Raw genomic sequence first — 23,513 nt, 5'->3', positions numbered from 1 at the left:
GGCGCCTGGCGGGTGACTTCAGCGAAGGCTGTTCACGAGGTTCAATCACGTCTTCCCCACACGTAGCGAAGGCCTGCGGACAGGGCGGCGAACGCGCCCTCGTTCCGGCCGATCCCGGAGATCGGCACGTCCACCTGGAGGTTGCCGACGGCGGTCCAGCGCGCGCCGATGTCGTGGGCCAGCACGGCGAGCAGCGCCGTCCGCACGCGCTCCTTTCCCATGGGCATGCGGGGGCCCGGGCCCGGCTCGACCTCGCGCGGCGCGCCCTCGCGCTCGTGGAGCACGCCCACGGTGAGCGAGGCGCCGGACGGCCATGCGGGCCCCGCCGCGGCGAGGAGCTGCACGCGGGGCGCGGACCGCACCGCGTCGCCGTCGGGGAGACGGTGGCTGGTGCGGAAGCTGGTCGAGGCGGAGAGCAGCGCGTGGAACGAGCCCCACGACTTCTCGAGGACCATCCCCGGCCGGATCTCGGCCACCCCGAGGCCGGTCGTGTCGGCGCCCGTCATGTCGACGCCCATCGCGCGGGCGCCGGCCACGCCGCCCACGCCCGCGTCGAACGGCGCCGTCCCGGTGCTCGGGCCGCGCCCGGTCGGGAGCGTCACGCCGAGCGTGAACGCGGCGGACGGGATCCACGGCGACGCCGCGCCCTCGATAAGGTCGATCCTGGCTGCCGCGCCGAGGTCACCTGGCCCGCCGCCGGACGACGCATCGCCGAGCCCCATCCCGCTCCAGGTGACCATCATCGGGACGGAGATGCCGAGCTGGAGGCGCTCTCCGGCCCGCACCAGCCACCCGGCCTCGGCCCTCAGCTCGCGGTGGTAGACGCCCTCATCGGACGCATCGAAGCCTCCGTCCACCGCCCACGCCCCGAGCTGCTCCGTGAGCCGGACGGAGAAGCTCGCCGCGGCGCGCTCCGAGGGGGCGAGCCACTGGGCCATGCCGTGGCCCGCTCCGCAGCAGGCCGACGCCCGCGCCTCCCTCGAGTGCACCGCGAGCGACAGCAGGAGCACCACACCGGCGACGGCTCTGGCCAGCACGGCCGCTCCTATAGGCGACGCTCCTGCCCCGCGCCAATGCGACACGTTGTCGCGCGGAGGGCCCCTGAGCTCGGTCGGGCCGCACCTTCACGCGGTGTCCCGAGCCGCTTCCGTTCCGCGCGCAGAGCCAGCCGACCGCGCGCGGGGCTCAGCGACGGCGCGGAGCTCAGCTGGCGAGGGCCTGGCGGTAGACCTGGACGTAGCGGCGCGCGGGGCGGTCCCAGCCGAGATCGAGGCGCATGATGCGGCGCTGGACCGCGGGCCAGCGGGGCGACGTGAGGGCCGCGAGGGCGCGCTGCACGCCGCCGAGCAGCGAGGTGGCCGTCGGCTTGTCGAACAGGAACCCCGTGCCGGTCTCCAGGGCGGCGTCGACGTCGACGATCGTGTCGACGAGGCCTCCGGTCCTGCACGCCACCGGGGCAGCCCCGTAGCGCTGCGCGTACAGCTGCACGAGGCCGCACGGCTCGAAGCGCGACGGCACGACGACGAGGTCGGCCGCCGCCATGAGCCGGTGCACGACGGCCTCGCTCACCCCGCCGAGGAACTTCGCCCGCTCGGGCGCCTTGGCCGCGGCGGCGGCGAGCTTCTCCATGAGCTCGGGGTCGCCCTCGCCGGCCACGACGACGCTGACGTCGCCCTTCAGGATCTTCGGCATCGCGTTCGCGAGCAGGTCGCTGCCCTTCTGGGCGACCACCCTGCCGACGGAGACGAGGAGCGGGCGATCCGGCCGGATCTCGAGCCCGAGCTCCTGGAGGAGCGCGCTCTTGCAGCGGCCCTTGTTGCTCACGTCCTCCGCGTCGTAACGGGCGATGATGGCCGGATCGGTCATCGGGTTCCAGACGGCGTAGTCGATGCCATTGACGATGCCGGACAGCTGGTTCGCCCGGGTGCGGAGCACGCCGTCGAGGCGCTCGCCTTGCTTCGGCGTGAGGATCTCGTTCGCGTAGGTGGTCGAGACGGTGGTCAGCGCGTCCGCCGCCAGGATGCCGCCCTTGAGGAAATTGAGCTGGCCGTAGAACTCGAGCCGCTCGGGCCGGAAGTGGTCGTCGTCGAGGCCGAGGTACGCGAGCGTGTCCTTCGGGAAGAGGCCCTGGTGCGCGGCGTTGTGGAGCGTCAGCACGGTCCGGCCGGGCGCGGACTGCTGGTGGCGGAGCAGGTACGGCACGATGGCGGTGGGCCAGTCGTGGGCGTGGACGATATCGAACGGCGAGCCGGACCGGGCGCGCTGGCGGACGAGCTCCACGACGGCGCGGGAGAACAGCGAGAACCGGCGCGCGTTGTCCTCGTAATCGCGCCCTTCCTCGCCGTAGATGCCCGGCCGATCGTGGAAGCCTGGCACATCGAGGACGACGAGCTCCACGCCCGTGCTGAGCCGCCCGTCGAAGAGCGTCACCTGGATCGGCCCGCCCGGCGACACCTTCGCATCGACCTCGAGCGGCATCGGCGTGAGGCGGCGCGCCATCATCAGCCCGCTCGAGTCGAGCGCCTGGTAGCGCGGCAGCGCGATCGTCACCTTGTGCCCGAGCAGCCGGAGCGCCTTCGAGAGCGACGACACGACGTCGGCCAGGCCGCCGACCTTGACGATGGGCGCGATCTCGGACGCAGCGAAGAGGATGTCCATGCGGGCGCCGTGTGTAGCACGAACCGGGGCGCGTACAGCGCGGCTTCCGAACCCACGGGCGGGGTCGCACGGCCGGCGACACGCCCTCGCGAGCCCCGCTCGATGTCCCTCGTCGCCGTGCACGACCTCCCCTGTCCGCGAGCCCCACGGTCGAAGAGCGCCGCGAGCCCAGCGCCACGCCGGCGACACGCGCTGAACCGGCGCCGCAGGCAGCTCTGGCTCCTCGATCTCACCCGGAAGGTCCGATCGCACTCAAATTTGCATGTTGGATTACTTTTTTACGGGATCCCGCAGGCAAATCTGTATGATTTTTCACTTCAAAGTCGGCCCGCGCAGGCACCTCTGCATGCTGCGCTACATCCAGGTGCCTCCGCGGACGCGCTCCCGCACACCGGTCGACGCTGAGAGGGGGCGCCGGAGACGGCGCTGAACGCTGGCCGGCGCCCGGGTCTCGCCGCGGAGGCAGCGCCGCACGCGTCGTTTCGAGCAACTTTTCACCTGCGCCCCATCCACGTCCTGGGCCCTGCATGGCGCAGACGCGCCGTCCTGGCCTGTGTATCGTTTCGCCATGAGCAGCACCCTTAACTTTCCCAGGTTTTCCTTGCTCCTCGCCCTCCTCGCCACCGGCGTCGCCGTGAGCTGTGGAGGCAAGAACGACGGCGACGGTTCGACCCAGGGCTCTGGCGGCAGCACCGGCAGCACCGGCAGCGCTGGCAGCGCCGGCAGCGGTGGCGCGGGCGGCAGCGGCGCCAGCCCCGGCTCCGGTTCGAGCTCCGGCTTCGGAGAAGGCGGCTCAGGGCTCGATTTCGGCGGCTCGCACGGCTCGAGCGGCACGGGCGGCGGCGGAGGCGCATGCCAGCAGCTCGACATCACGTTCGAGCCGCAGACGCCGACCGTGATGATCGTCGTCGATCGCTCGGGCAGCATGTACGGCAGCGGCTTCTGGGACCCGCTCAAGACCGCGGTGCTCCGCGTCGTCGACAGGCTGCAGGACAGGGTGCGCTTCGGCTTCGTGACGTTCACCGGGATCGAGAACAGGCAGTGCCCGCTGCTCGCGAGGGCCGACGGCATCGCCATCAACCATCACGCCGCCATTTCGGCCGCCTACGAAGAGGCCTCCACGGTGCCGCCCGGCAAGCTCGAGACGCCCACCGCGATGACATTCAACGAGACGGTCGTCCCGGAGCTCCTCGCGTTCCCGGAGCCCGGCCCCAAGTACATCCTGTTCGTCACCGACGGCGAGCCCGATCGCTGCGACGACGTGCTGGCCGTGTGCGCGCGCGACGACGTCGTCGGCGCGGTGCAGGACGCCTACGAGCAGGGCATCGGCACGTTCGTCTTCGGCCTCGGGTCGGGCGCGCTCGCGCAGCACCTGCAGGACGTGGCGAACGCCGGCGCGGGCCAGCCCGTCCAGCGGCCCCGGAGCGGCACGAACGAGGATTGCTTCGCCGGAGCAGGCACCTATGCCAACGCTGGCGGCACCGCCACGTACTACACGCCGGACCCCACCGACGCGTCCGCCCTGGAGGACGAGCTCGACGCGGCCATCGCCGGCGTCAAGAGCTGCACGTTCGACCTCCAGGGCTCGATCGAGGTCGACCTCCGCAACGCGGCGCTCGGCCAGGTGCTCCTCGACGGCACGCCCGTGCCCTACGACGCCCAGAACGGCTGGACGATGGAAAGCGCCACCCGGCTCGTCCTCGTCGGCGACGCCTGCGAGCAGCTCAAGGACGCGCAGGAGATCTCGTTCGACTTCCCCTGCGAGATCCTCGTCCCTCAGTGAACCTGCGCCGGCACGCGCCGGCGCGCACCGCCCCTTTTCCGCGCCACAGGCCGGCGCTTTTGCTAAAGGCGAAGGCCGGCTCGACCCAATGACCAGGATCAGCGCGCGAGAGCTCGCCGGCACCAGCGGCCCCTTCGGCCGCGGCACGCCGGTGGTGCGCCCCGCGGAGGTGCCGGAGGGGTCGGTCGTCACCGTGCTGCGCGTGCCGCCGGAGTCGGCCGGCATGCGGCTCGACCGGTTCGTACAGACCCAGCTCAAGCGGACGAGCCGCACGCGCGCCGCCGAGATCGTCGCTCGCGGCGCCTACTCGCCCGAGGCTCGGCGCCTGCGCGGCAGCGATCGCGTCCGGCCGGAGCAGTGCATCCTCCTCTGGCGCGAGCCGTGGGACGAGCAGGCGCCCGACACCCCGATCCCGGTCCTCCACGAGGACGACGCGCTGCTCGCCATCGACAAGCCGGCGGGCCTGCCGGTGCACCCCACGGCGCGGTACCACAAGAGCACCGTGATCAAGATGATGGAGGCCGCGCGCCCCGGCGAGCGGCTGTTCCTGGCCCACCGGCTCGATCGGGAGACGAGCGGCGTGCTGCTGCTCTGCCGCACGCCCGACGCCGATCGGACCGTGAAGGCGCAGTTCGAGGAGCGCACAGGCGTCGTCAAGCGCTACGCGGCGATCGCCTGGGGCTGGCCCGAGCACGATACGTTCCGGGTCGAGCTGCCGCTCGAGCTGGACGACGCGAGCCGCTACAAGGTCAAGATGCGGGTCGCGCCGCCAGGCCGCGGCCTCGCGTCGGCCACCGCGTGCGAGGTGCTGGGCCGCCGCGCCGATCCCCTCACCGGTCGGCGCTACGCGCTCGTCCGCTGCACGCTCGAGACCGGCCGGCAGCACCAGATCCGGGTCCACCTCGCGACGAGCGGCCTCCCGCTCGTCGGCGACAAGCTCTACGGCCCGGACGAGGGCATGTTCGCGCGCGGCGCCGACGGCGTGCTCACCGACGACGACCGCCGCGCGCTCGAGCTCGACCGCCACGCCCTCCACGCCGCGCTCCTGGAGCTCACGCACCCGATGACAGGCGAACGCGTGCGCATCGAGGCGCCGCTCTCGGACGATCTGCGCACCTTCTGGGACGCGCTCGACGCGTGATCCGCGCAGGAGGTGGACGCCCCCATCGCGGGCCACCCCTCCGCTCGTGTGTGTGTGCGGGGTGACGCTTGCGCAGCGATGACACCTACGGACGAGGCGGCGCCCGCGGGTGCGCGATGGACGCTGGAAGCCGAGATCCTCCGCGAGGCGGAAGGCAGAGAAGGCAGCGAAGGAAGAGAAGGCAGCGAAGGAAGAGAACGACGGCGAGATCGAGCGGCGGCGGATCTTGTGCCGAAGTACCGACTTACGTACGATGGCCGAGATGACGCGTGCGCGAGACGACCTCGAGGCGCTGCGGGATCCAGCGCTCCGGTCCACACCGCTCGAGGCCGAGAGCACCGCCCAGAGCACGACATCCGGGCCGGTGCCTGATCCGGGAGAGACGAGGCAGGACGCGGCGGCGGCGCCCTCTCCAGGAGAGCCTGCCGGCGCCGGAGAACCGCGGCAGGCGGGCCCGGAGCGATCCGCACCGGCCTCATCGGCCGGCGCCGCGCCGCTGCAGGTCGACCCGCGGGCCCGGGGCGACGAGAGCCTGGATCGGGAGCGCTACGAGCGGTACGCGATGCCGGCGAGCGACCTGCCCGCGGCCAACGTGCAGGCCTTTCGCGGCGACGCGAGCGGGGTGCTCGCGATCGTCCGGCGCGCCGTGCAGTCCGTCACGCGCGATCCGGCGCGCCACCGGCGCCGGCTGCCGAAGTCCCGCTTCGACGCGATCCGCAGCTTGCCGGAGCTCGCGATGGCGCTCGACTACGCGGTGACGCGCATGCAGCCCGAGAGCGCGCCGCCGCCCGAGGTCGTCGAGAAGCTCGATCTGCTCTACGGGGCGCTGCGCCCGACGCTCGCCACGGCCGAGGTGTACTTCCCGCGCAGCATCGTGCCCGAGACCTTCGGCATCGTCCGGCGCGCGCTCGTCGCCGGCGATCCCGCGAGCGCGACGGCCACCATCACCAACCTCATCCTGGACCGGTGGAGCCACGTGCAGAGCCGGATCCCGATCACCAGGGAGGAGCTGACCCAGCTGAACGGCACCGCGAAGTGGCTGCTCAGCAACACCCGCCCGCCGGAGCGGCTCGACTCGAGGGACATCCGCGATCGGCTGTGGTCGCTCCTGCGCGAGCGCTACGAGCAGCTGCGGGCCATCGCCCAGGAGGTCTCGGGCGACGACTCGCGCGACTACGCGCCCGAGCGGCTCGCGGCCGACTGATCCGGCGCGCGGAGCCGCCGCGGAGCGGCGTGGAAGGCGGACCACGTCCGGACGGACTTCCTGGGGGCAGACCGGGTGTACCGCCCTGCACGCTCGATCTACGCTGCTGCCATGCAGGAGCTCCGCAAGACCACCTGTAACCGCGACTGCCCCGACGCCTGCGGCATCGTGGCCACCGTGGAGGACGGCCGCGTCGTGCGCCTCGGCGGCGACCCGGACCACCCGATCACGCGGGGCTTCCTCTGCTACCGCACATCGCGCTTCCTGGAGACCCAGTACTCGCCCGAGCGGCTGACGACGCCGCTGCTCCGCAAGGGCGGCGAGCTGACGCCCGTCTCCTGGGAGGAGGCGCTCGACACCGCGGCCGAGCGGCTCCTCGCGATCCGGCGCGAGTCGGGCCCGGGCGCGATCTTCCATTACCGGAGCGGCGGCTCGCTCGGGATCCTCACGGGGATCGCCGACGCGTTCTTCGCGCGGTTCGGGCCGGTCACGGTCAAGCGCGGCGACATCTGCTCCGGCGCTGGCGACGCCGCGCAGCTCACCGATTTCGGGGAGGAGGAAAGCCATGACCTCGCCGATCTGCTCAACGCTCGGCACATCCTCCTCTGGGGCAAGAACGTCTTCACCTCGAGCCCTCACACGCTCCCGGTGCTGCGCGAGGCGAAGGCGCGCGGCGCGGAGCTCGTGCTCATCGATCCGGTGCACCACAGGACGGCGTCGCTCTGCGGGGCGTTCTACCAGCCGCGCCCCGGCGGCGACTTCGCGCTCGCGATGGCCGTCGCCCGCGTGCTCTTCGACGAGGGGTGGGCCGATCCGCGCGCCGCGGACTACTGCGATCACCTCGACGCCTTCCGCGCGCTCGCGCGGCGGAGCTCGGTCGCCGCGTGGTGCCGCGAGGCCGACGTGCCCGAGCGCGCGGCCCTGGACCTCGCTCGCCGCCTCGCCGAGAGGCCCACGGCGATCCTCGTGGGCTGGGGCATGGGCCGGCGCACCTCGGGCGGGGCGATCGTGCGCGCCCTCGACGCGCTCGGGGCCGTGAGCGGGAACCTCGGCATCCCCGGCGGCGGCGTCTCGTTCTATTTCAAGCGCCGCGGCGCGTTCGACCTCTCGCCGTTCCAGGGCGAGCGCCCGGCGCCGCGCACCGTCTGCGAGCCCCTGCTCGGACGCGAGGTGCTCGGGATGAGCGACCCGCCGATCCGCGCCGTCTGGGTGACCGCCGGCAACCCGGTCGCGATGCTGCCCGAGTCGGACACGGTCGCGGAGGCGCTCCGGACGCGCGAGTTCGTCGTCGTCGTCGACTCCTTCCTCACGGACACGGCGCGGGTCGCCCACCTCGTGCTGCCCACGACGACGCTCCTCGAGGCGGACGACGTGGTCGGCGCCTACGGCCACCATTACCTCGGCGTCTCCACGCCCGTGGTCCCGCCCCCGCCCGGGGTGAAGGGCGATCTCGAGATCATGCAGGCGCTCGCGCGGCGCGTGGGCCTCGGCGACGCGCTCGACGGCAGCGCCCGCGACTGGAAGCGGCGGGTCACGGAGCCGAAGCTCGCGCCTCTCGGCGTCACCCTCGAGACGCTGGAGCGCGGGCCGGTGCGCAACCCGCTGGCGCCGAAGGTGCTGTTCGAGGACCGCAAGTTCCCGACCCCGAGCGGCCGGGTCAACCTCATCACCGAGGCGCCGGAGGAGCGCGCGGATCCCGACGCGAGCGAGTTCCCGCTGCTGCTCATGGCGCTCTCCACCGACAAGTCCCAGTCGTCGCAGTGGGCGCGACCCCAGCGCGGTCCGGCCGTCGTCACGGTCCACCCGGACGCGGCCGGCGGCGTGCCCGACGGCGGCGCCTGCCGGATCACGTCGCGCGTCGGCGCCATGACGGCGGTGATCCGCCACGATCCTGCCCAGCGCCGCGACGTCGCGCTCGTCCCGAAGGGAGGCCACCTCCGGGACGGCCGCTGCGCCAACGCGCTGATCACCGCGCGCACCACGGACATCGGCGAGGGCGGCGCGCTCTACGAGGAGCGGGTGCGCGTGGAGCCGATCGACCCGCCGGCGCCCCTGCCCTAGCCCGCGACGGGCAGTCGCGCGCGCGGCGGACGGAGCTCACGGCGCGGGCGCGACGAGGCGCGGGCTCCGGTAGGGCCACGCCGTACCCGCGAGATCCGCTGGCCCGCTCGGCCGGCGGTCTCTTACGCTCGCGCGATGGCGAGAGAGCTGCCTGCAAGGTTCGGGATCACACCGCACGCGGCGCGCCGCATGGCGAACCGGCAGATCGCGATCGGCGGGGCGATGGCGCTGATCGGCGCGGGGGTGAGCGTGGCGGGGTTCGGCAGCGTCGCGGCCGGGCTGCCGTTCGGGATGGCCGGCGCGCTCACGATAGCGATCGGGCTCCGCACCCGCTCGATGGGCGTCGCCGTGCAGGTCGTCAACAAGGCGTACAACCTCGCGGCTTCCGGCCAGCGCGAGGACGCCGCCGAGCTCCTCGACTACGCGGAAGAGACGTGCCGCTCGCGCTACGTCCTGCGCGTCGTCGATGTCCAGCGCGCGCTCGCGGCCATGCAGCGCGGCGATCTCGCGGGCGCGCTCGTCCGCGCCGACGCCGCGGTGACCCGCCGCACCGACCCGCTCTCCTTTCACCTGGATCACGTGACGATCGCCGCGGCGCGCTCGCTGAGGGCCCTGCTCCGCGCGTCGACGAGCGATCGCGACGGCGCTTCGGCGGACATCGAGTTCGTGCGGACGAGCGCCCTGGCGTCGCCCGAGGTGCTCGCCCGCGCGGAGCTCGCGGCCGCGGTGCTCCTGGAGCGCTCGGGCGACAGGGAGGCGCTGCGGGCGCACCTGCTCCGCGAGCGCAGCCTCCTCGTCGAGCACACGCGCCCGCGCGAGCGCGCCCTCGTCCGCGCCTACCAGCGCATGCTGAAGGCGAAGGCGAGCTCGGTCTACCGCACCGGCGCGAAGCGGGAGCCGGAGGCCGGAGGCGAGCTCTCGGCGGCGGACTGGGCGGCGCGCATCTCACCCGAGGCGGCGCCGTTCATGCGCGCCCCCGCGCTGGCGGCGGGCGGGGTGGAGGAGCTGTCGCGCGCGGAGGTGGACCGCGCCGACGCCTCCGCGCGCGCCGCGGCGGAGGGGCGCGCCGGGAGCAGCCGCCAGCCGGTGGCGAAGGCGGCACGCCGCATGCTGCTCCTGTGGGTGGTCCTGGTGATGGTGTTCCTGGGGGTGTGGCAGCTCTTGAACTCCGATCAGGCGCCGCCGGTGGCGCCCGCGGTCGAGCGTCTGCCAGCGGAGCCGATCTTCGGACCGCTCGCGATCGTCCTGGCGTTTCCGATCTTCTTCATCGTGATGCTCGTCGGTGGGGTGCTGGTGAACGCGGTGCGCACGCGCAAGCTCTCGCAGCGCTTCGTGGCCGCCAAGGTCGCGATCGCGAAGGGCGAGCCGCAGCGCGGGAAGGCTGAGCTCGAGGCCCTCACGCGGACCAAGGCGCCCGCGGCCGCGGCGCAGGCGTACCTCGCGCTCGCCGAGCTGTCGGACCGGCAAGGGGAGCTGCTCGCGGCGCTCGCGGCGTGCGAGGCGGGGCTCGCGCGGCTGAACACCGAGGCGGCGCGCGCGATGGCGGCGGACATCCTGCTGCCTGCGCTCCTGGCCGAGCGCGCGTTCGTGTTCGCGGCGATGGGCCGGAGCGCCGACGCGCGCGCCGAGATGGCGCTGCTCGCCGAGCGGTATGCGTCGTACCCGTTCCTGGAGAGGGCCAGGCTGCGGGTGGCGCTCGCGCTGCGGGCGCGGGAGGGCGACATCGCCGGGGCGGCGCGCCTCACCGAGAGGGACGCGGACCTGCCGCTGAACGCGCGCGACGAGCTGCTCGCCGACGTGTGCCGCGCGGCGGCGAACCCGGGCGCCGCGGGCGCTGGCGAGGTGGAGCGGCTCCGCGAGGAGCTCCGGCTCGACGCCGCGAGCCGGCGCTGGCTCTCGGCGATCGCGCCGGCGGCGCTCGCGGCGTTCGAGCGCCTGAGGGAGCAAGGCGACGCCGAGGCCGAGGCCCTCGCGGAGACGGAGGCGCTCGCGGAGGCCGAGGCTCTCGCGGAGCGCGCTGGGGTGCGCCCGCGGAACGCCGACGTGGCGTGAGCGCCGCGGCGCCGCGGCGTGGGAGCGGCCTCCGGCGCGTCCGCGGGCGCCCAGCCTCGCGCCGGACGCGCGCGGCGCCCGCTCGATCGATAGCGCGCGTCGCCGCTCAGTCTTCTCGAGCAGGCGCCCGCATCGGCTCCCTCGGCCTGGTCCGCTCGGGGGGCGCGGCGGCCGAGCCCTCCACGGCGTCGCCGATCTCGCGCGCCACGTCCTCCACGGTGCGCAGGCTGATCCTCCCGGCGAGCACCAGGGTCGCGCCGATCTCGCGGCAGTCGATGGGGTCCAGCCGCACCGGCGACGCGAACGCGTTGACGGCCGCCATCTGCCCCGCGGCGTAATCGAGGCGCGCGCCGAACACGAGATCGCCGTAGCGGGTATAGGAGACCAACCCGAGCGACGCGTGGGCGCCGCTCATCCGCTCGAAGAAGAGCTTCGACTCGGCGGACATGGGGCCTCGCAGGCTGGACAGCGCGTTGAAATCGGAGGCGACTCCGCCCACGAGGCTGAGGTCGCGCGTGAGGAACACCTCGGCGCCGAGCCCGACATTGACGATGGGCGCCGCCGCCTCGACGATGTCGAGGCGGCCCCGCGTCCGGCTCGTCACCGCGCCCCCCGCGATCGCGATCTCCTCACGATCGGCGGCGATCCGCGCGAACTCTGGCTGGCCCATGTAGAAGAAGCCGTCGAGCTCCAGCCGCAGCCTGCTCCACTCCGCGCTCGCGCCGACCGCGACGCGGGCCGGAGAGGGGGCCACGAACTCCCCTTCACCGGCCCAGTAGCGCGCCGCCGCCGTCGCGTCGCCGCGCGTGTCCACGTAGCTCGCATCCAGGGAGTCGACGGCGTGAACGCTGGGCGTCCGCAGGCTGATCCCGGCCGAGAACACCCGGTTCAGCCGGTACGTGACGCCGAGGTGCGCGAGCAGGTCCCATGAATCGCCCGAGAGCGCGGCCTGGTAGGTCGCGCTGCTCGCCGAGCCCGCGCCGGTGTCCTCCACGAGGCTGGCGACGCCGAGCGAGCTCGTGTAGCGGGTGCGCACGAGCGAGAGCGAGGCGCCCAGGGCGAGGCGCGAGGTGGCGCTGTAGCTCCACGATGGACCGGCGCTGAAGCGACCCCACGCGTAGCGGAGCGTCTGCGCCTGGCTCACGCGCCGGGAGGCGGACTCCCCCGAGAATCGGAGCGCGTCGAACCCGAACTCGTTCTCCTCCGTCTTGCCGAGGCAGGCGGCGACGACCTGGCGGCCGACCGGCACCCGCGCCGAATCCGCGCCTCGCACGCCGCTCTTCCAGTTGAAGAAATAGCATGTCGCGTCAGGGAGGCTGTCCAGCCCATGATCGCTCACCGTCGTGCGATCGAGCCGGAGATCGCCGTACAGGGCGGGGTCGACCGGACCTGGCTGGTGCCACCGTTGCAGTGTGCGGTGCGCATAGCGGAAGAACGCCGACGAGAACGCGATGTTCCGGTCCTCGATGCGGACGATCGTGGCCGGGTTCAGGAAGGGCGCGGCGCCGTCGACGCCCAGCACGACCCCCGTCCCCCCCAGGAGCGCCGATCGCCCGCCCAGGAGCGCGGATTCGTACCGTCCCTGCGCGAGCGCCGCGGCCCCATCGAGCGTCCCGAGCAGCGCGCTGGCGAGGCCGAGCAGCGCTCTCCGCGCTCCGTAGCGGCGAACCAGGGCGCGCGGGCTCGGCATGGTAAGCGCCAGCATGGATCGCAGCGCCGCCGCCGCAACGCCGGCAGCGCCCGCCCGCCCTCCGGAGCCGGCGTGCTCCTGCCCGCTCCTCGCCCGCCGCCGCCCTGCGGTCTCTCTTGAGTCGCCGTCGAAGGGGGCGAGAAGTAGACTGCGATGGATGTCTCACCCGCTTCGCCGAGATGGGTCCGCCATGCCCATGCCGCCCCTCGCCCCGGCCATTGATCTCGAGGACGAGCGGCTGAGGCGCTTGAACGCGCTCGGGCACTTTCTCGACAACTCCATCCGTATCCCTGGAGTCGACTATCGGGTCGGCTACGACGCCGTGATCGGGTTGATCCCTGGCATCGGCGATCTCATCGGTTTCGCGCTCTCGATTTACATCGTGCTCGCGGCGACGCGTTACCGTCTCCCCGCCTCGGCGGTGCTGCGCATGGTGCTCAACGTCGGCCTAGAGACGCTGCTCGGCACGGTTCCTCTCGTAGGCGATCTATTCGACGCGACCTACAAGGCAAACGCGCGCAACCTCGACCTGCTGCGCGCGCACCTCGCCGCGCGCACGCAAGGCAGCGCGCCGCCCTCCAATCTTCGTTTCTACGCCGGCCTGTCCCTGGCGCTGGCGGGCATCCTCGCCCTGACGGCCCTCATGCTCTTCTCACTGACAAGAGCGCTACAGTCTTTCTTCTCCCCCTGACGCCCCCCGCGTCTTCTCAGCAACGGACGCCGCCGCGTCTTCTCGGCAACGGACGCCGCCGCGTCTTCTCGGCAACGGACGCCGCCCGAGCGGGGGGCACCCGCACAGGAGACGGGCCCAGATCGGCGTTTTCGGCGCGGAAGCGCACTCCAGTGCGCTGAGCACCGAAAACGTCGAGATGGGCCCGTATCCGCCGCGGGTGCCCCCCGCTCAGTTGCGGGAGGTGGTGAAGAGGCGGAGGACGTACCAGAACAGCAGGGCGACCGACGCGAAGAGCTGGAGCGCGGCGCCGACGTACCGGTCCTCGGGGAAGTGGTGCAGGACGTTCGACGTGTCGTACAGGATGGCGGCCCCGGCGAACGCGACCATGGCGACGCTGAAGAAGGTGCCGAGCTGGAAGCCGAACAGCGCCCCGGCCGCGATGAGGACGAGCGCGCAGATGCCGCCCCAGCGCAGGAGAGCCCCAAGGAACGAGAAATCCTTGCGGGTCACGAACGCGATCGCGGTGAGCCCGGCGAAGCCGGCCATCGTGGCGAGCCCAGCGCTCTGGATCGCGCCGGGAGCGACCATGTCCGCGATGTAGAGGAGCGGCACGAAGACGATCGCCTGGGCGAGCACGTAGCCGCCGAGCGCGGCGTACTGCGCCGGCTTCGACGCCGACGTGTGCGCGGCGCGGCTGGCCAGCCAGCTCACGAGCATGAACGCCCCGAGAACCAGCAGCCAGCTCCTGCCCATCATCGCCCTGGCGATGACCGAGGCGACGCCGGTCTTGAACAGCGCGACCTCGATCGCAGCGAAGAGCACGATCGCACCGAACAGGTGGTTGTACGTTCGCACGAGGAAGCGCTCGCGCGACTCGGCACCGGCACGGTGCACCGACGAGCGGGTCCCGTATCCTACGTAGTTGTGGTCCATGTTCCCTCTCTGGTAGGCCTCGACTCTAGCACGTGAAGCACGCCGCATGCCCGCGGCGCGGCGGCCAGGGGACGAGGCGCAGCGCCACGACGTCGTGAGCGCCGGCGCCGGTGCACGGGCCCTCCGCCGCTCGCCGGCTCCCGGGAAAGCCGGACTACCAGCCCCCACCGGCAACGCGGGGGCGCCTGGGAGCGCGCGGCGCCCGCCGCACGATGATGGAAATGGGGACGTCGCGCCCTGCGTCCTGTCGAGGTCTCCCTGAAAGAAGGGATTAAATCCCCTTCGGGATCTTGTCGAGGTCGACCTGGGAGAGCGCATGCCGGATCAGCGCGCTCCTGTTGGCCTTGGTCATCCCGCGCGCCTTGAGCGAGCTGACCATCTCGTCCAGCCGCTCGAGATCCTCGGTGTACATCGAGATACAGATAACCTTGTAGTGCTGCGGTCTCTCGGGCGCCGGCGCAGCACCCGGCTCGGATGCGGCGCCGGTCGTCCGGGCCTTTGCGCGCACGCGAGGCACTTCCGTGGACGTATAGAACGCCCCGGACAAAACACCTTCCACTTCGTCGCGATCGAGCAGCGCCCGCGCGGCGCCCCCGAGATCGCCTTCGCTTTTCATTGCTTCCTCCAGCTCCCCTGCCCGGTCGAGGCTCCGCGAGTGCGGGCCCTTCATTCAGCGGGACTCCGCGAGTGCGGGCCCTTCATTCAGCGGGACTCCGCGAGTGCGGGCCCTTCATTCAGCGGGACTCCGCGTCCGCGGGTCCCTTCATTCAGCGGGACCCCGCGAGTGCGGGCCCTTCATTCAGCGGGACCCCGCGTCCGCGGGTCCCTTCACGCACCCGCCGCCGCAGCGCCCGGCCGCTCCGTACCCGCGTCGCCCCGGTCGACGCTCCACGCCGTCCCGTCGCGCGACGCCCCTGCCTCGGAGCCCGTCGTGCCGCGCTCGCGGCTCTCGATGATGCGATCGACCACCGCGAGGTAGTCGTCCGCGGCGGGGGTTCCCGACGCATACTCGAAGATCGTCTGCCCTTGCGCGGGCGCCTCCTTGACCTTGATCGCCTGGCGGATCGGCGCGAGGCAGCGCTCTCCGAAGTGCTGCTTCATCGTGCTCACCGCCTCGCGCGCGATCTTCGCGCGGCCGTCGTAGAAGGTCGGCAGCACGCCCCAGATCTGCACCGGGTGATGCAGCAGCGCGTTCACGTTCTTCACCGTCTTGATCACCTGCCGGACGCCCACGAGCGACAGGTAGTCGCACGCGACCGGGACGAGCACGCTGTCGGCGAACACCAGCGCGTTCTGGTTCATCAACGACAGGCTCGGCGAGCAGTCGAGCACCACGTAATCGTACTCGGCCGCCGCGGCGGAGAGGCGATCCGAGAGCACGCGGTCGCGGTTCTGGCGCCCTGCCAGGTAGAGCTCTGCCGCGGCGAGCGTCTCGTTGGACGGCAGGAGATCCAGGTTCGGGCGCACCGTCTTGGTCGCGTCCGCGACCCGGAGCCCCATCACGAGCACGTGATAGAGCGACCGCTCCGCGCCCGCGCCGAGAGAGACAGAGACGTTCCCCTGCGCGTCGGTGTCGACGAGGAGCACCCGCTTGTCGCGCGCCGCGAGCCCGGCCGCCACGCTCACGGCCGTCGTCGTCTTGCCCGTACCGCCCTTGTGGTTGAACACGGCCAGGCAGCGGGGCACCCCGGCGGGCCGCTGCGGCGGCTGCGCGGGCCGCTTCGCGCCCCCCGCCGGCGACAGGGGCACCGCGACCGCGCCCTGCCCCTTGAGCTCCGCCGGCCGAGCAGCAGACGCGACCGGCGCGACGGCCGGCGCGGCCGGCCCCGTCGCCTCGCCCTGTGCGCTCGCGCGAACCGCCGGCGGCGCCGGCTCAGCTGCCTCCGTGGCGGCGCGCGAGGCGCCTCCTGCCAGCGGCGCCTCGCCGCCGGTCGGCGTTGCCCCGTCGGCCGGCGCCGCGGCCGCCGCCGCGATGTCGCCGAGCCGCACCCCCTTCGCCTCACGGACCAGCTGCGTCCGGCACCCCAGCGAGCACGCGTAGTGCCGGCGCCCGGCGACGTAGAGCACCTGGGACACGAGATCCGGCGGAAACCGCTTCGCGCACGCGTCGCACGTGGCGAGCGCAGCGCCGTCCTGCCCGCCGAGATGGCTCTTTTCCAGGCATTTCTGCGAGCAGAAGAAGGAGAAGCCGCCGTCCTTCTCCTCCATCTGGTACCGGAACTGGACCTCGAATCCGGTCCCGCACACGCTGCACGTCTCGCTGATTCCGCCCACAGCTCGCTCCTTCGCGCCGCGCACAGCGCTTTGCCCAGGCGCAGCGTTGACCATCATCACAGTCAAGGCGCAAAGGTCAACTTTTCTGCGAGCGTGACCCATCCCTCCGGCGGAGAGGGAGCGCGCGCGCCCCGGGACGGGGAGGCGCCAGGCCGGTCCGTGGCGGGACCGCGGCGCCAGGCCAGCTCAGTGACGGAAGTGCCGGGCCCCTGTGAACACCATCGCGATCCCCGCCGCGTCGGCCGCGGCGATGACCTCCGCGTCCTTCACGCTGCCTCCAGGCTGCGCGACCGCCGTGATCCCGTGCTCCGCGGCGAGCACCACGTTGTCCGGAAACGGGAAGAACGCGTCCGACGCCAGGACGCTCCCGCGAGCCCGCTCGCCCGCCTTGCTGCAGGCGATGCGCACGCTCTCGACCCGCGACATCTGTCCGGCGCCGATACCGACCGTCCTCCCGGGAAGCGCGAGCACGATCGCGTTGGATTTCACGTGCTTGCTGACGCGCCAGCCGAGATCGAGCGCCTCGAGCTCCTGCTCGGTGGGCGCGCGCTTCGTCACGACCCGGCCGCCGCGCACCTCGCCGGCCGCCGAGGCGTCCCGCTCCTGGACCACCAGGCCCCCGCCGACGCGCTTGAAGGTCAGCTCCCGGTGATCCGCGGGCAAGAGCGCGCCGGTCGCCAGCAGCCGGAGGTTCTTCTTGGTCCGGAGCACCTCCAGCGCCTCGGGCGCATAGGCGGGCGCCACCACGCACTCCAGGAACGTCTCGACGAGCACCTCGGCGGCCGCGCGGTCGACCTCGCGGTTCAGGGCGACGATCCCGCCGAAGGCGCTGACGGCGTCCGCCTCGCGCGCCGTCCTGTAGGCGGCCGCGAGGCTGTCGCCGGTCGCGACGCCGCACGGGTTCGTGTGCTTCACGACGACCGCGGCAGGCTGCGTGAACTCGCGCACCGCCTCGAACGCGGCGTCCACGTCGACGAGGTTGTTGAACGAGAGCTCCTTGCCGCCAGCGCCCAGCGACTCCGCCAGCGCCAGCGACCCCGCGGCCGCGCCCCGCTCACGATAGAAGGCGCCGGACTGGTGCGGGTTCTCGCCGTACCGGAGCGGATAGGCCCGCTCGAGCGCGAGCGTCAGGAAGCGCGGATAGGCCTCACGCTGCGCGGCGTTCGGCTCACCGTCCTCGGGCAGCGAGGACAGGTAACCGGACACCATCCCGTCGTAGGCCGCCGTGTGCGCAAACGCCTTGGTGGCGAGCCGGCGGCGGGTGGCGCTCGACACCTCACCTTGCCTGTCGATCTCGGCGAGCACAGCATCGTAGTCGGCCGGATCGACCACCACCGCGACGCGCGCGTGGTTCTTGGCCGCGCTCCGCACCATCGACGGCCCGCCGATATCGATGTTCTCGATGATCTCGGGGTGCGTGACCCCCGGTTTCCTGACGGTCGCCTCGAAGGGATAGAGATTGCACACAACGAGATCGATCGGCGCCCCGCCGAGCCGCGCGAGGTCCTCGTCGTCGATCGCGCCGCGCATCAGGATGCCGCCGTGCACGCGGGGATGGAGCGTCTTCACCCGGCCATCCATCACCTCGGGAGAGCCGGTATAGGCCTCCACCCCGATGACCGGCACGCCGGCGTCCGCGAGCGCCCGCTGCGTCCCCCCGGTCGAGAGGATCTCCACGCCCTTCTCCGCGAGCCGCCTGGCCAGCGGGAGCAGTCCCGTCTTGTCGGATACCGAAATCAGTGCGCGTCGGATCATTGCGACGCACAGCTAGTGCGTCTCTGCGGCGACCGCCAGCCTATCCGACGGGCGGCGCCGCGCTCACGCGCCGGGCGGCGCGGCCGGCGTCGGCTCGCCCGCCGTGGCCGGCGGCGCCTTGACCGACGCCGCCTCGGTGACGAGCTCGCCGTCCCGGTACTCCAGGACGCCCTTGGGCGGCCCGAAGACCGCGTAGGAGTCGGGCAGGATGAGCGCCTCACGGAGCACGTCGTCGACGTGCTCGACGAGCACGAGCCGCAGCGCCTTCAGCACCCGCCGCGGCACGTCCCGGAGATCCTTCCGGTTCTCCTTCGGCAGGATGACGGTCGCGATGCCGCCGCGATGGGCCGCCAGCAGCTTCTCCTTGAGCCCGCCGATCGGCATCACGCGGCCGCGCAGGGTGATCTCGCCCGTCATCGCGAGATCCCTCCGGACAGGCACCTTCATGAGCGAGCTGACGAGCGCGGTCACCATCGTGACGCCGGCGCTGGGCCCGTCCTTGCGGACGAAATCGGGGAAGTGAATGTGGACGTCGACCTTCTGATAGACGTCCGGCTCGAGCCCGAGGCGATCGAGGCGCGAGCGGACATAGCTCATCGCCGCGTGCCCGCTCTCCTCCATCCCCTTCTCCAGCAGCCCGGTGATCACGAGCTTGCCCTTGCCCGGCACCACCGTCGCCTCGGCCGGGAGCAGATCGCCCCCGACGTTGGTCACTGCGAGGCCGTTCACGAGGCCCACCTCGTCGCGCTCCTCGCGCCGGCCGAGCCGGTACTTGGGGACGCCGAGGTACTTCGGGATGCTCTTCGCGACGACCTCGATCGGCTTCTCCTTGCCGTCGGACACCACCCGCCTGGCCACCTTGCGGCAGACGCTCGCGATCTCGCGCTCCAGCGAGCGCACGCCGCTCTCCTTCGTGTAGTGGTGGATGATCGTCCGGAGCGCGCCCTCCGTGAAGTCGAGCGACACGTCCTCGAGGCCGCACTCCTTCCGCTGCCGGGGCACGAGGTACTTCACCGCGATGTTCAGCTTCTCGAACTCCGTGTAGCCCGAGAGCTGGATGACCTCCATGCGGTCCTGGAGCGGCACCGGGATGCCAGAGAGCGTGTTCGCCGTCGTGATGAACATCACGTCGGAGAGGTCGTAATCGAGATCCAGGTAATGGTCGTTGAACGTGTGGTTCTGCTCCGGATCGAGCACCTCGAGCAGCGCGGCCGCCGGATCCCCGCGGAAGTCGGTCGACATCTTGTCGACCTCGTCGAGCAGGAACACGGGGTTGTTCGTCCCGACCTTCTTGAGCGACTGGATCAGCTTGCCGGGCAGCGCGCCGATGTACGTCCGCCGGTGGCCGCGGATCTCCGCCTCGTCGCGCACGCCGCCGAGCGACAGCCTCACGAACTTGCGCCCCGTCGCGCGCGCGATCGACTTCGCCAGGCTCGTCTTGCCGACGCCGGGCGGCCCGACGAAGCAGAGCACCGGGCCCTTGAGCTTCTTCGTGAGCGCCTGGACCGCCAGGTACTCGAGGATCCGCTCCTTGATCTTCTTGAGGCCGTAGTGATCCTCATCGAGGATCCGCTCGGCCTCGACGAGGTCATAACGCTCCTCGCTCTTGTCGTACCAGGGCAGCTCCAGGATCCAATCGATGTAGTTGCGCACCACGGTCGCCTCGGCGCTCGTGGGGTGCATCATCTTCAGCTTCTTGAGCTCCTTCTTGACCTTCGCGGCGGCCTCCTTGCTCATCCGCTTGGTCTTGAGGGCCTCTTCGATCTCCTGGATCTCGTTCTTGAACTCGTCGCGCTCGCCGCCGCCCAGCTCCTTCTGGATGGCCTGCATCTGCTCGTTGAGGTAGTACTCCTTCTGCGTCTTCTCCATCTGCTTCTTGACGCGACTCCGGATCTTCTTCTCCACCTGGAGAATCTCGATCTCGGCCTGCATCAACTCGATGAGACGCTCGAGCCGCTTCTGCGGCTCCTCCATTTCGAGCAGCGCCTGCCGGTCGGTCAGCTTGATGGTCGGCAGGTTGGCGATGATGGTGTCGGCCAGCCGCGAGGCCTCGTCGATGGCCTGCACCGCCATCAGGACCTCGGGCTGGATCTTCTTGTTGAGCTTGACGTACATCTCGAACGTCGACTGGACCGAGCGCATCAGCGCCTCGACCTCGACGCTCGCGACCGAGCTCTCGACGATCTCGTCGTACTCGATCAGGAAGTACGCATCGCTCTGGACGTAGCGGCGGATGCGCGCCCGGCGCTTGCCCTCGATGAGCACCTTGACGGTGCCGTCCGGGAGGCGGAGCAGCTGCATGATGGCGCCGACCGAGCCGACGCCGAAGATGTCGTCCGGCGTCGGATCGTTCGTCTTCGCGTTGCGCTGCGCGGCGAGGAAGATCTCCTTGCCGCGGTTCATCGCCTCGTCGAGCGCAGCGATGCTGCGTTCGCGCCCGACGAACAGCTGCGAGACCATGTGTGGAAAGACGATGATGTCGCGAAGCGGGAGCAACGGGACGATCCCGCGCTCGGGTGCGTTCTTGCCGCGATCACTGTCGTTCTTGAAGAACATCCGCCGTCTTTCCGGGAGTGTCGGGAGGTCGGGGCACCCCCGCCTCGGTTGTCAAATGCCTTGGTTTGATGCTGAACTTCCGCCGGCTCGTCCCGCTGCCCTCCAGGGACACGCGGCGCCGGCACGCTCGGAGGAGCCTCCGGGGGGCGAGGGCTCGGCTCGGGCCGCGACGTGCGCCCCGGCCCGCGGCCCCCCGGGGGCGAGCGCTACGCGAGCTCCGCCTCCTTCGTGTACACGATGAGCGGAGGCTCGTGCTTCACGATCACGTCCTCGCTGACGACGACCTCCTTGATCCCCGTGCGGGACGGGACGTCGTACATGATGTCGAGCATCGCCGACTCGAGGATCGCGCGGAGGCCGCGGGCGCCGCTGTTCCTCTCGAGGGCCTGACGGGCCACCGCCACGAGCGCGCCCCGGGTGAACTTGAGCTTCACGCCGTCCATCTCGAACAGCTTCTGGTACTGCTTGACCAGGCTGTTCTTCGGCTTCGTGAGGATGTCGATGAGCGCCTCCTCGTTGAGCTCATGGAGCGTCGCCACCATCGGCAGACGTCCGATGAACTCCGGGATGAGCCCGAACTTGAGGAGATCCTCCGGCTGGACGACGCTGAGCAGCTCGCCCAGCTTGAATTCCTTCTTCCCCTTGATGTCCGCGCCGAAGCCGAGGGTGTTCTGGCCGATGCGCCGCTGGATGATCTGGTCGAGCCCGACGAACGCGCCGCCGCAGATGAACAGGATGTTCGTCGTGTCGACCTGCAGGAAATCCTGCTGCGGGTGCTTGCGCCCGCCCTTCGGGGGGACGTTCGCGATCGTCCCCTCGATGATCTTGAGCAGCGCCTGCTGCACGCCCTCGCCGGAGACGTCGCGGGTGATGCTCGGGTTGTCGCTCTTCCGGCTGATCTTGTCGATCTCGTCGATGTAGACGATGCCGCGCTGCGCGCGCTCGACGTCGTGATCCGCGTTCTGGAGGAGCTGGACGATGATGTTCTCGACGTCCTCGCCGACGTACCCGGCCTCGGTCAGCGTCGTCGCGTCCGCGATGGCGAAGGGGACGTTGATGATCTTGGCGAGCGTCTGCGCGAGGAGGGTCTTGCCGGAGCCCGTCGGCCCCAGCAGGAGGATGTTCGACTTGGACAGCTCTACGTCGTCCGAGGAGACCCGGCTGTCGATGCGCTTGTAGTGGTTGTGCACCGCCACAGCGAGGATCTTCTTGGCGCGGTTCTGGCCGACGACGTACTCGTCCAAGGTCGCTTTGATGTCGGCGGGCTTGGGCACCGGGGTCGACCCCGCGTACGGCTCGTCCTTCTCGACCTCCTCCGCGATGATGTCATTGCACAGCCCGATGCACTCATCGCAGATGTAGACCGTGGGGCCCGCGATGAGCTTCTTCACCTCTTTCTGCGACTTGCCGCAGAAAGAGCAGCTTAGATTGCCATTCGAGTGATCGTCCCGCCTTCGCTCCACTTCGACCCTCAGTGCGGTCTGCCGACGCTACCGCTTCAATGAGAGGTGGGGTCCCGCCGCGGCGGCGGCCCCTCCAACTTGCGCCGGGAACGGCTTCCACCGTTCCCTGGATTTTCAGCGATGCGCAGCCAAACGCCGCGCTCGGATTCTAGTGCGGTGCCCGTACCGTCGCAAGCTAACGGGGGTGGTCTCCAGCCTGTGGCCGAAGTCAGGGAATCACCCGATGGCGCCCCGCTGTCGGCCGCCGACGAGGCCGCGCGTCGCACGAAAAGCGCGAAAAACAGCGGATCGAGCGAACGCAGCGCGGCGCGCGAGGAGCCGCTCCCGCGTGCTCCGCTCCCGCGCGCCCGCGCGCAATGCCCCGCCCGCCACAGCGGCGGGGCGTGGCATCGTGACGCCGCGCGACGGCGCGCCGCGGCCCGGCGCGACGGCGCGCCGCGCTTCGGCCCCAGCACGCCCGCCGGACGCGGCGGCGCGGCCACCTACTTGTTCCGCTTCGGGAAGACCTCGTCGATCAGGCCATACTCCTTGGCCTGCGTCGCGCTCAGGTAGAAGTCGCGCTCGATGTCCTTCGCCAGCTCGTCCCGGTTCTTGCCGGTCGCGTCGACGAGGATGTCGATCAGCGTCTCCTTGATCTTCTTGATCTCGCGCGCCTGGATCTCGATGTCCGTCGCCTGACCGCGCGCGCCGCCGAGCGGCTGGTGGATCATGATCCGCGCGTGCGGCAGCGCGAAGCGCCGACCCTTGCGGCCGGCGCCGAGCAGCACGGCGCCCATCGACGCGGCCTGGCCGATGCACATCGTCGACACCGGGCAACGCACGTACTGCATCGTGTCGTACATGGCGAGCCCCGACGTCACGACGCCGCCCGGGCTGTTGATGTAGACCTGGATCTCCTTCTCGGGATCCTCGCTCTCAAGGAAGAGGAACTGCGCGATCACGGCGTTCGCGACGAAGTCGTCGATCTCCGTGCCGATGAAGACGATGCGATCCTTGAGGAGACGGCTGAAGATGTTCCACTCCCGCTCGCCGCGGTGGGTCACCTCGGTGACCGTCGGGAGGATGTAGGCCTTCTCGCGTTCGAGAAACTCGATGGCTTGGGTGCGGGTTTCGACTCGTCGGGTCATCCGGTGCTCCGAGGGGTTCGCTGCCGCGCGGCAGGGGCTCTACTCCTGGGCCAGACTGCGTCCGATCGCAAGACCGAACGCGCCCAAGGTTACCGGAAATATCGGCCGCTCGCCGCGCGTCGCACGGAACACGCGGCGCGCCG

At 71.3% G+C, this 23,513-nt stretch carries 16 protein-coding genes; 6 read left to right on the top strand and 10 right to left on the bottom strand.

All coding sequences use genetic code 11. The features are described 5' to 3' along the window. Positions 1-41: 41 nt before the first annotated feature. Positions 42-1,037, bottom strand: a complete 996-nt coding sequence (locus tag WMF29_RS17370; protein WP_437329899.1) for a hypothetical protein — start codon at positions 1,035-1,037, stop codon at positions 42-44. Positions 1,038-1,203: 166 nt separating this feature from the next. After that, entirely contained in the window at positions 1,204-2,658 is a 1,455-nt protein-coding gene (gene glgA / locus WMF29_RS17365; RefSeq protein ID WP_437329898.1) for a glycogen synthase GlgA, read from the bottom strand. Between the two features lie 568 nt (positions 2,659-3,226). Here glgA and WMF29_RS17360 point away from each other — a divergent pair. From WMF29_RS17360 to WMF29_RS17340, 5 genes are all read left to right on the top strand, one after another. Further along, complete coding sequence (locus tag WMF29_RS17360) at positions 3,227-4,441, top strand: vWA domain-containing protein (protein WP_437329897.1); 1,215 nt, start codon at positions 3,227-3,229, stop codon at positions 4,439-4,441. 88 nt (positions 4,442-4,529) lie between these two features. Further along, complete coding sequence (locus tag WMF29_RS17355; protein ID WP_437329896.1) at positions 4,530-5,582, top strand: RluA family pseudouridine synthase; 1,053 nt, start codon at positions 4,530-4,532, stop codon at positions 5,580-5,582. A gap of 262 nt (positions 5,583-5,844) precedes the next feature. Next, positions 5,845-6,786: a hypothetical protein gene (locus WMF29_RS17350; RefSeq protein WP_437329895.1), complete on the top strand. Its 942-nt coding sequence runs from the start codon at positions 5,845-5,847 to the stop codon at positions 6,784-6,786. Positions 6,787-6,897: 111 nt separating this feature from the next. Beyond that, positions 6,898-8,847 carry a molybdopterin-dependent oxidoreductase gene (locus WMF29_RS17345; RefSeq protein ID WP_437329894.1) on the top strand — a complete coding sequence of 650 codons (1,950 nt, stop codon included), beginning with the start codon at positions 6,898-6,900 and terminating at the stop codon, positions 8,845-8,847. A gap of 135 nt (positions 8,848-8,982) precedes the next feature. After that, the gene (locus WMF29_RS17340) at positions 8,983-10,899 is read left to right on the top strand and encodes a hypothetical protein (RefSeq protein WP_437329893.1); all 1,917 of its coding nucleotides are present in this window, start codon (positions 8,983-8,985) and stop codon (positions 10,897-10,899) included. A 106-nt stretch (positions 10,900-11,005) separates the two neighbouring features. On the opposite strand, the gene WMF29_RS17335 is transcribed toward WMF29_RS17340, so the two are convergent. Next, the gene (locus WMF29_RS17335) at positions 11,006-12,589 is read right to left on the bottom strand and encodes a hypothetical protein (RefSeq protein ID WP_437329892.1); all 1,584 of its coding nucleotides are present in this window, start codon (positions 12,587-12,589) and stop codon (positions 11,006-11,008) included. A gap of 190 nt (positions 12,590-12,779) precedes the next feature. On the opposite strand from WMF29_RS17335, the gene WMF29_RS17330 reads away from it, so the two are divergent. Further along, positions 12,780-13,280, top strand: a complete 501-nt coding sequence (locus WMF29_RS17330) for a DUF4112 domain-containing protein (protein ID WP_437329891.1) — start codon at positions 12,780-12,782, stop codon at positions 13,278-13,280. 210 nt (positions 13,281-13,490) lie between these two features. Here the strand turns inward: WMF29_RS17330 and WMF29_RS17325 are convergent, their stop codons facing one another. The 7 genes from WMF29_RS17325 to WMF29_RS17295 all read right to left on the bottom strand — a co-directional run bounded on the left by WMF29_RS17325 (position 13,491) and on the right by WMF29_RS17295 (position 23,370). After that, positions 13,491-14,195 carry a Bax inhibitor-1/YccA family protein gene (locus WMF29_RS17325; RefSeq protein ID WP_437329890.1) on the bottom strand — a complete coding sequence of 235 codons (705 nt, stop codon included), beginning with the start codon at positions 14,193-14,195 and terminating at the stop codon, positions 13,491-13,493. Positions 14,196-14,466: 271 nt separating this feature from the next. After that, the gene (locus WMF29_RS17320; RefSeq protein WP_437329889.1) at positions 14,467-14,865 is read right to left on the bottom strand and encodes a hypothetical protein; all 399 of its coding nucleotides are present in this window, start codon (positions 14,863-14,865) and stop codon (positions 14,467-14,469) included. Positions 14,866-15,023: 158 nt separating this feature from the next. Then, the gene (locus WMF29_RS17315; RefSeq protein ID WP_437329888.1) at positions 15,024-16,469 is read right to left on the bottom strand and encodes a ParA family protein; all 1,446 of its coding nucleotides are present in this window, start codon (positions 16,467-16,469) and stop codon (positions 15,024-15,026) included. 186 nt (positions 16,470-16,655) lie between these two features. Further along, a complete protein-coding gene (purH, locus tag WMF29_RS17310; protein ID WP_437329887.1) occupies positions 16,656-18,224 on the bottom strand; it encodes a bifunctional phosphoribosylaminoimidazolecarboxamide formyltransferase/IMP cyclohydrolase in 1,569 nt (522 codons plus the stop codon). Between the two features lie 63 nt (positions 18,225-18,287). Further along, complete coding sequence (lon, locus tag WMF29_RS17305) at positions 18,288-20,780, bottom strand: endopeptidase La (RefSeq protein WP_437329886.1); 2,493 nt, start codon at positions 20,778-20,780, stop codon at positions 18,288-18,290. A 206-nt stretch (positions 20,781-20,986) separates the two neighbouring features. Next, positions 20,987-22,243 carry an ATP-dependent Clp protease ATP-binding subunit ClpX gene (clpX, locus tag WMF29_RS17300; protein ID WP_437329885.1) on the bottom strand — a complete coding sequence of 419 codons (1,257 nt, stop codon included), beginning with the start codon at positions 22,241-22,243 and terminating at the stop codon, positions 20,987-20,989. Between the two features lie 482 nt (positions 22,244-22,725). Next, positions 22,726-23,370: an ATP-dependent Clp protease proteolytic subunit gene (locus WMF29_RS17295; protein WP_437282063.1), complete on the bottom strand. Its 645-nt coding sequence runs from the start codon at positions 23,368-23,370 to the stop codon at positions 22,726-22,728. Positions 23,371-23,513 lie beyond the last annotated feature (143 nt).

It is taken from the genome of Sorangium sp. So ce381, assembly GCF_051473845.1.
GTDB lineage: Bacteria > Myxococcota_A > Polyangia > Polyangiales > Polyangiaceae > Sorangium > Sorangium atrum.
This window is presented reverse-complemented; position numbering and strand designations above follow the sequence as displayed.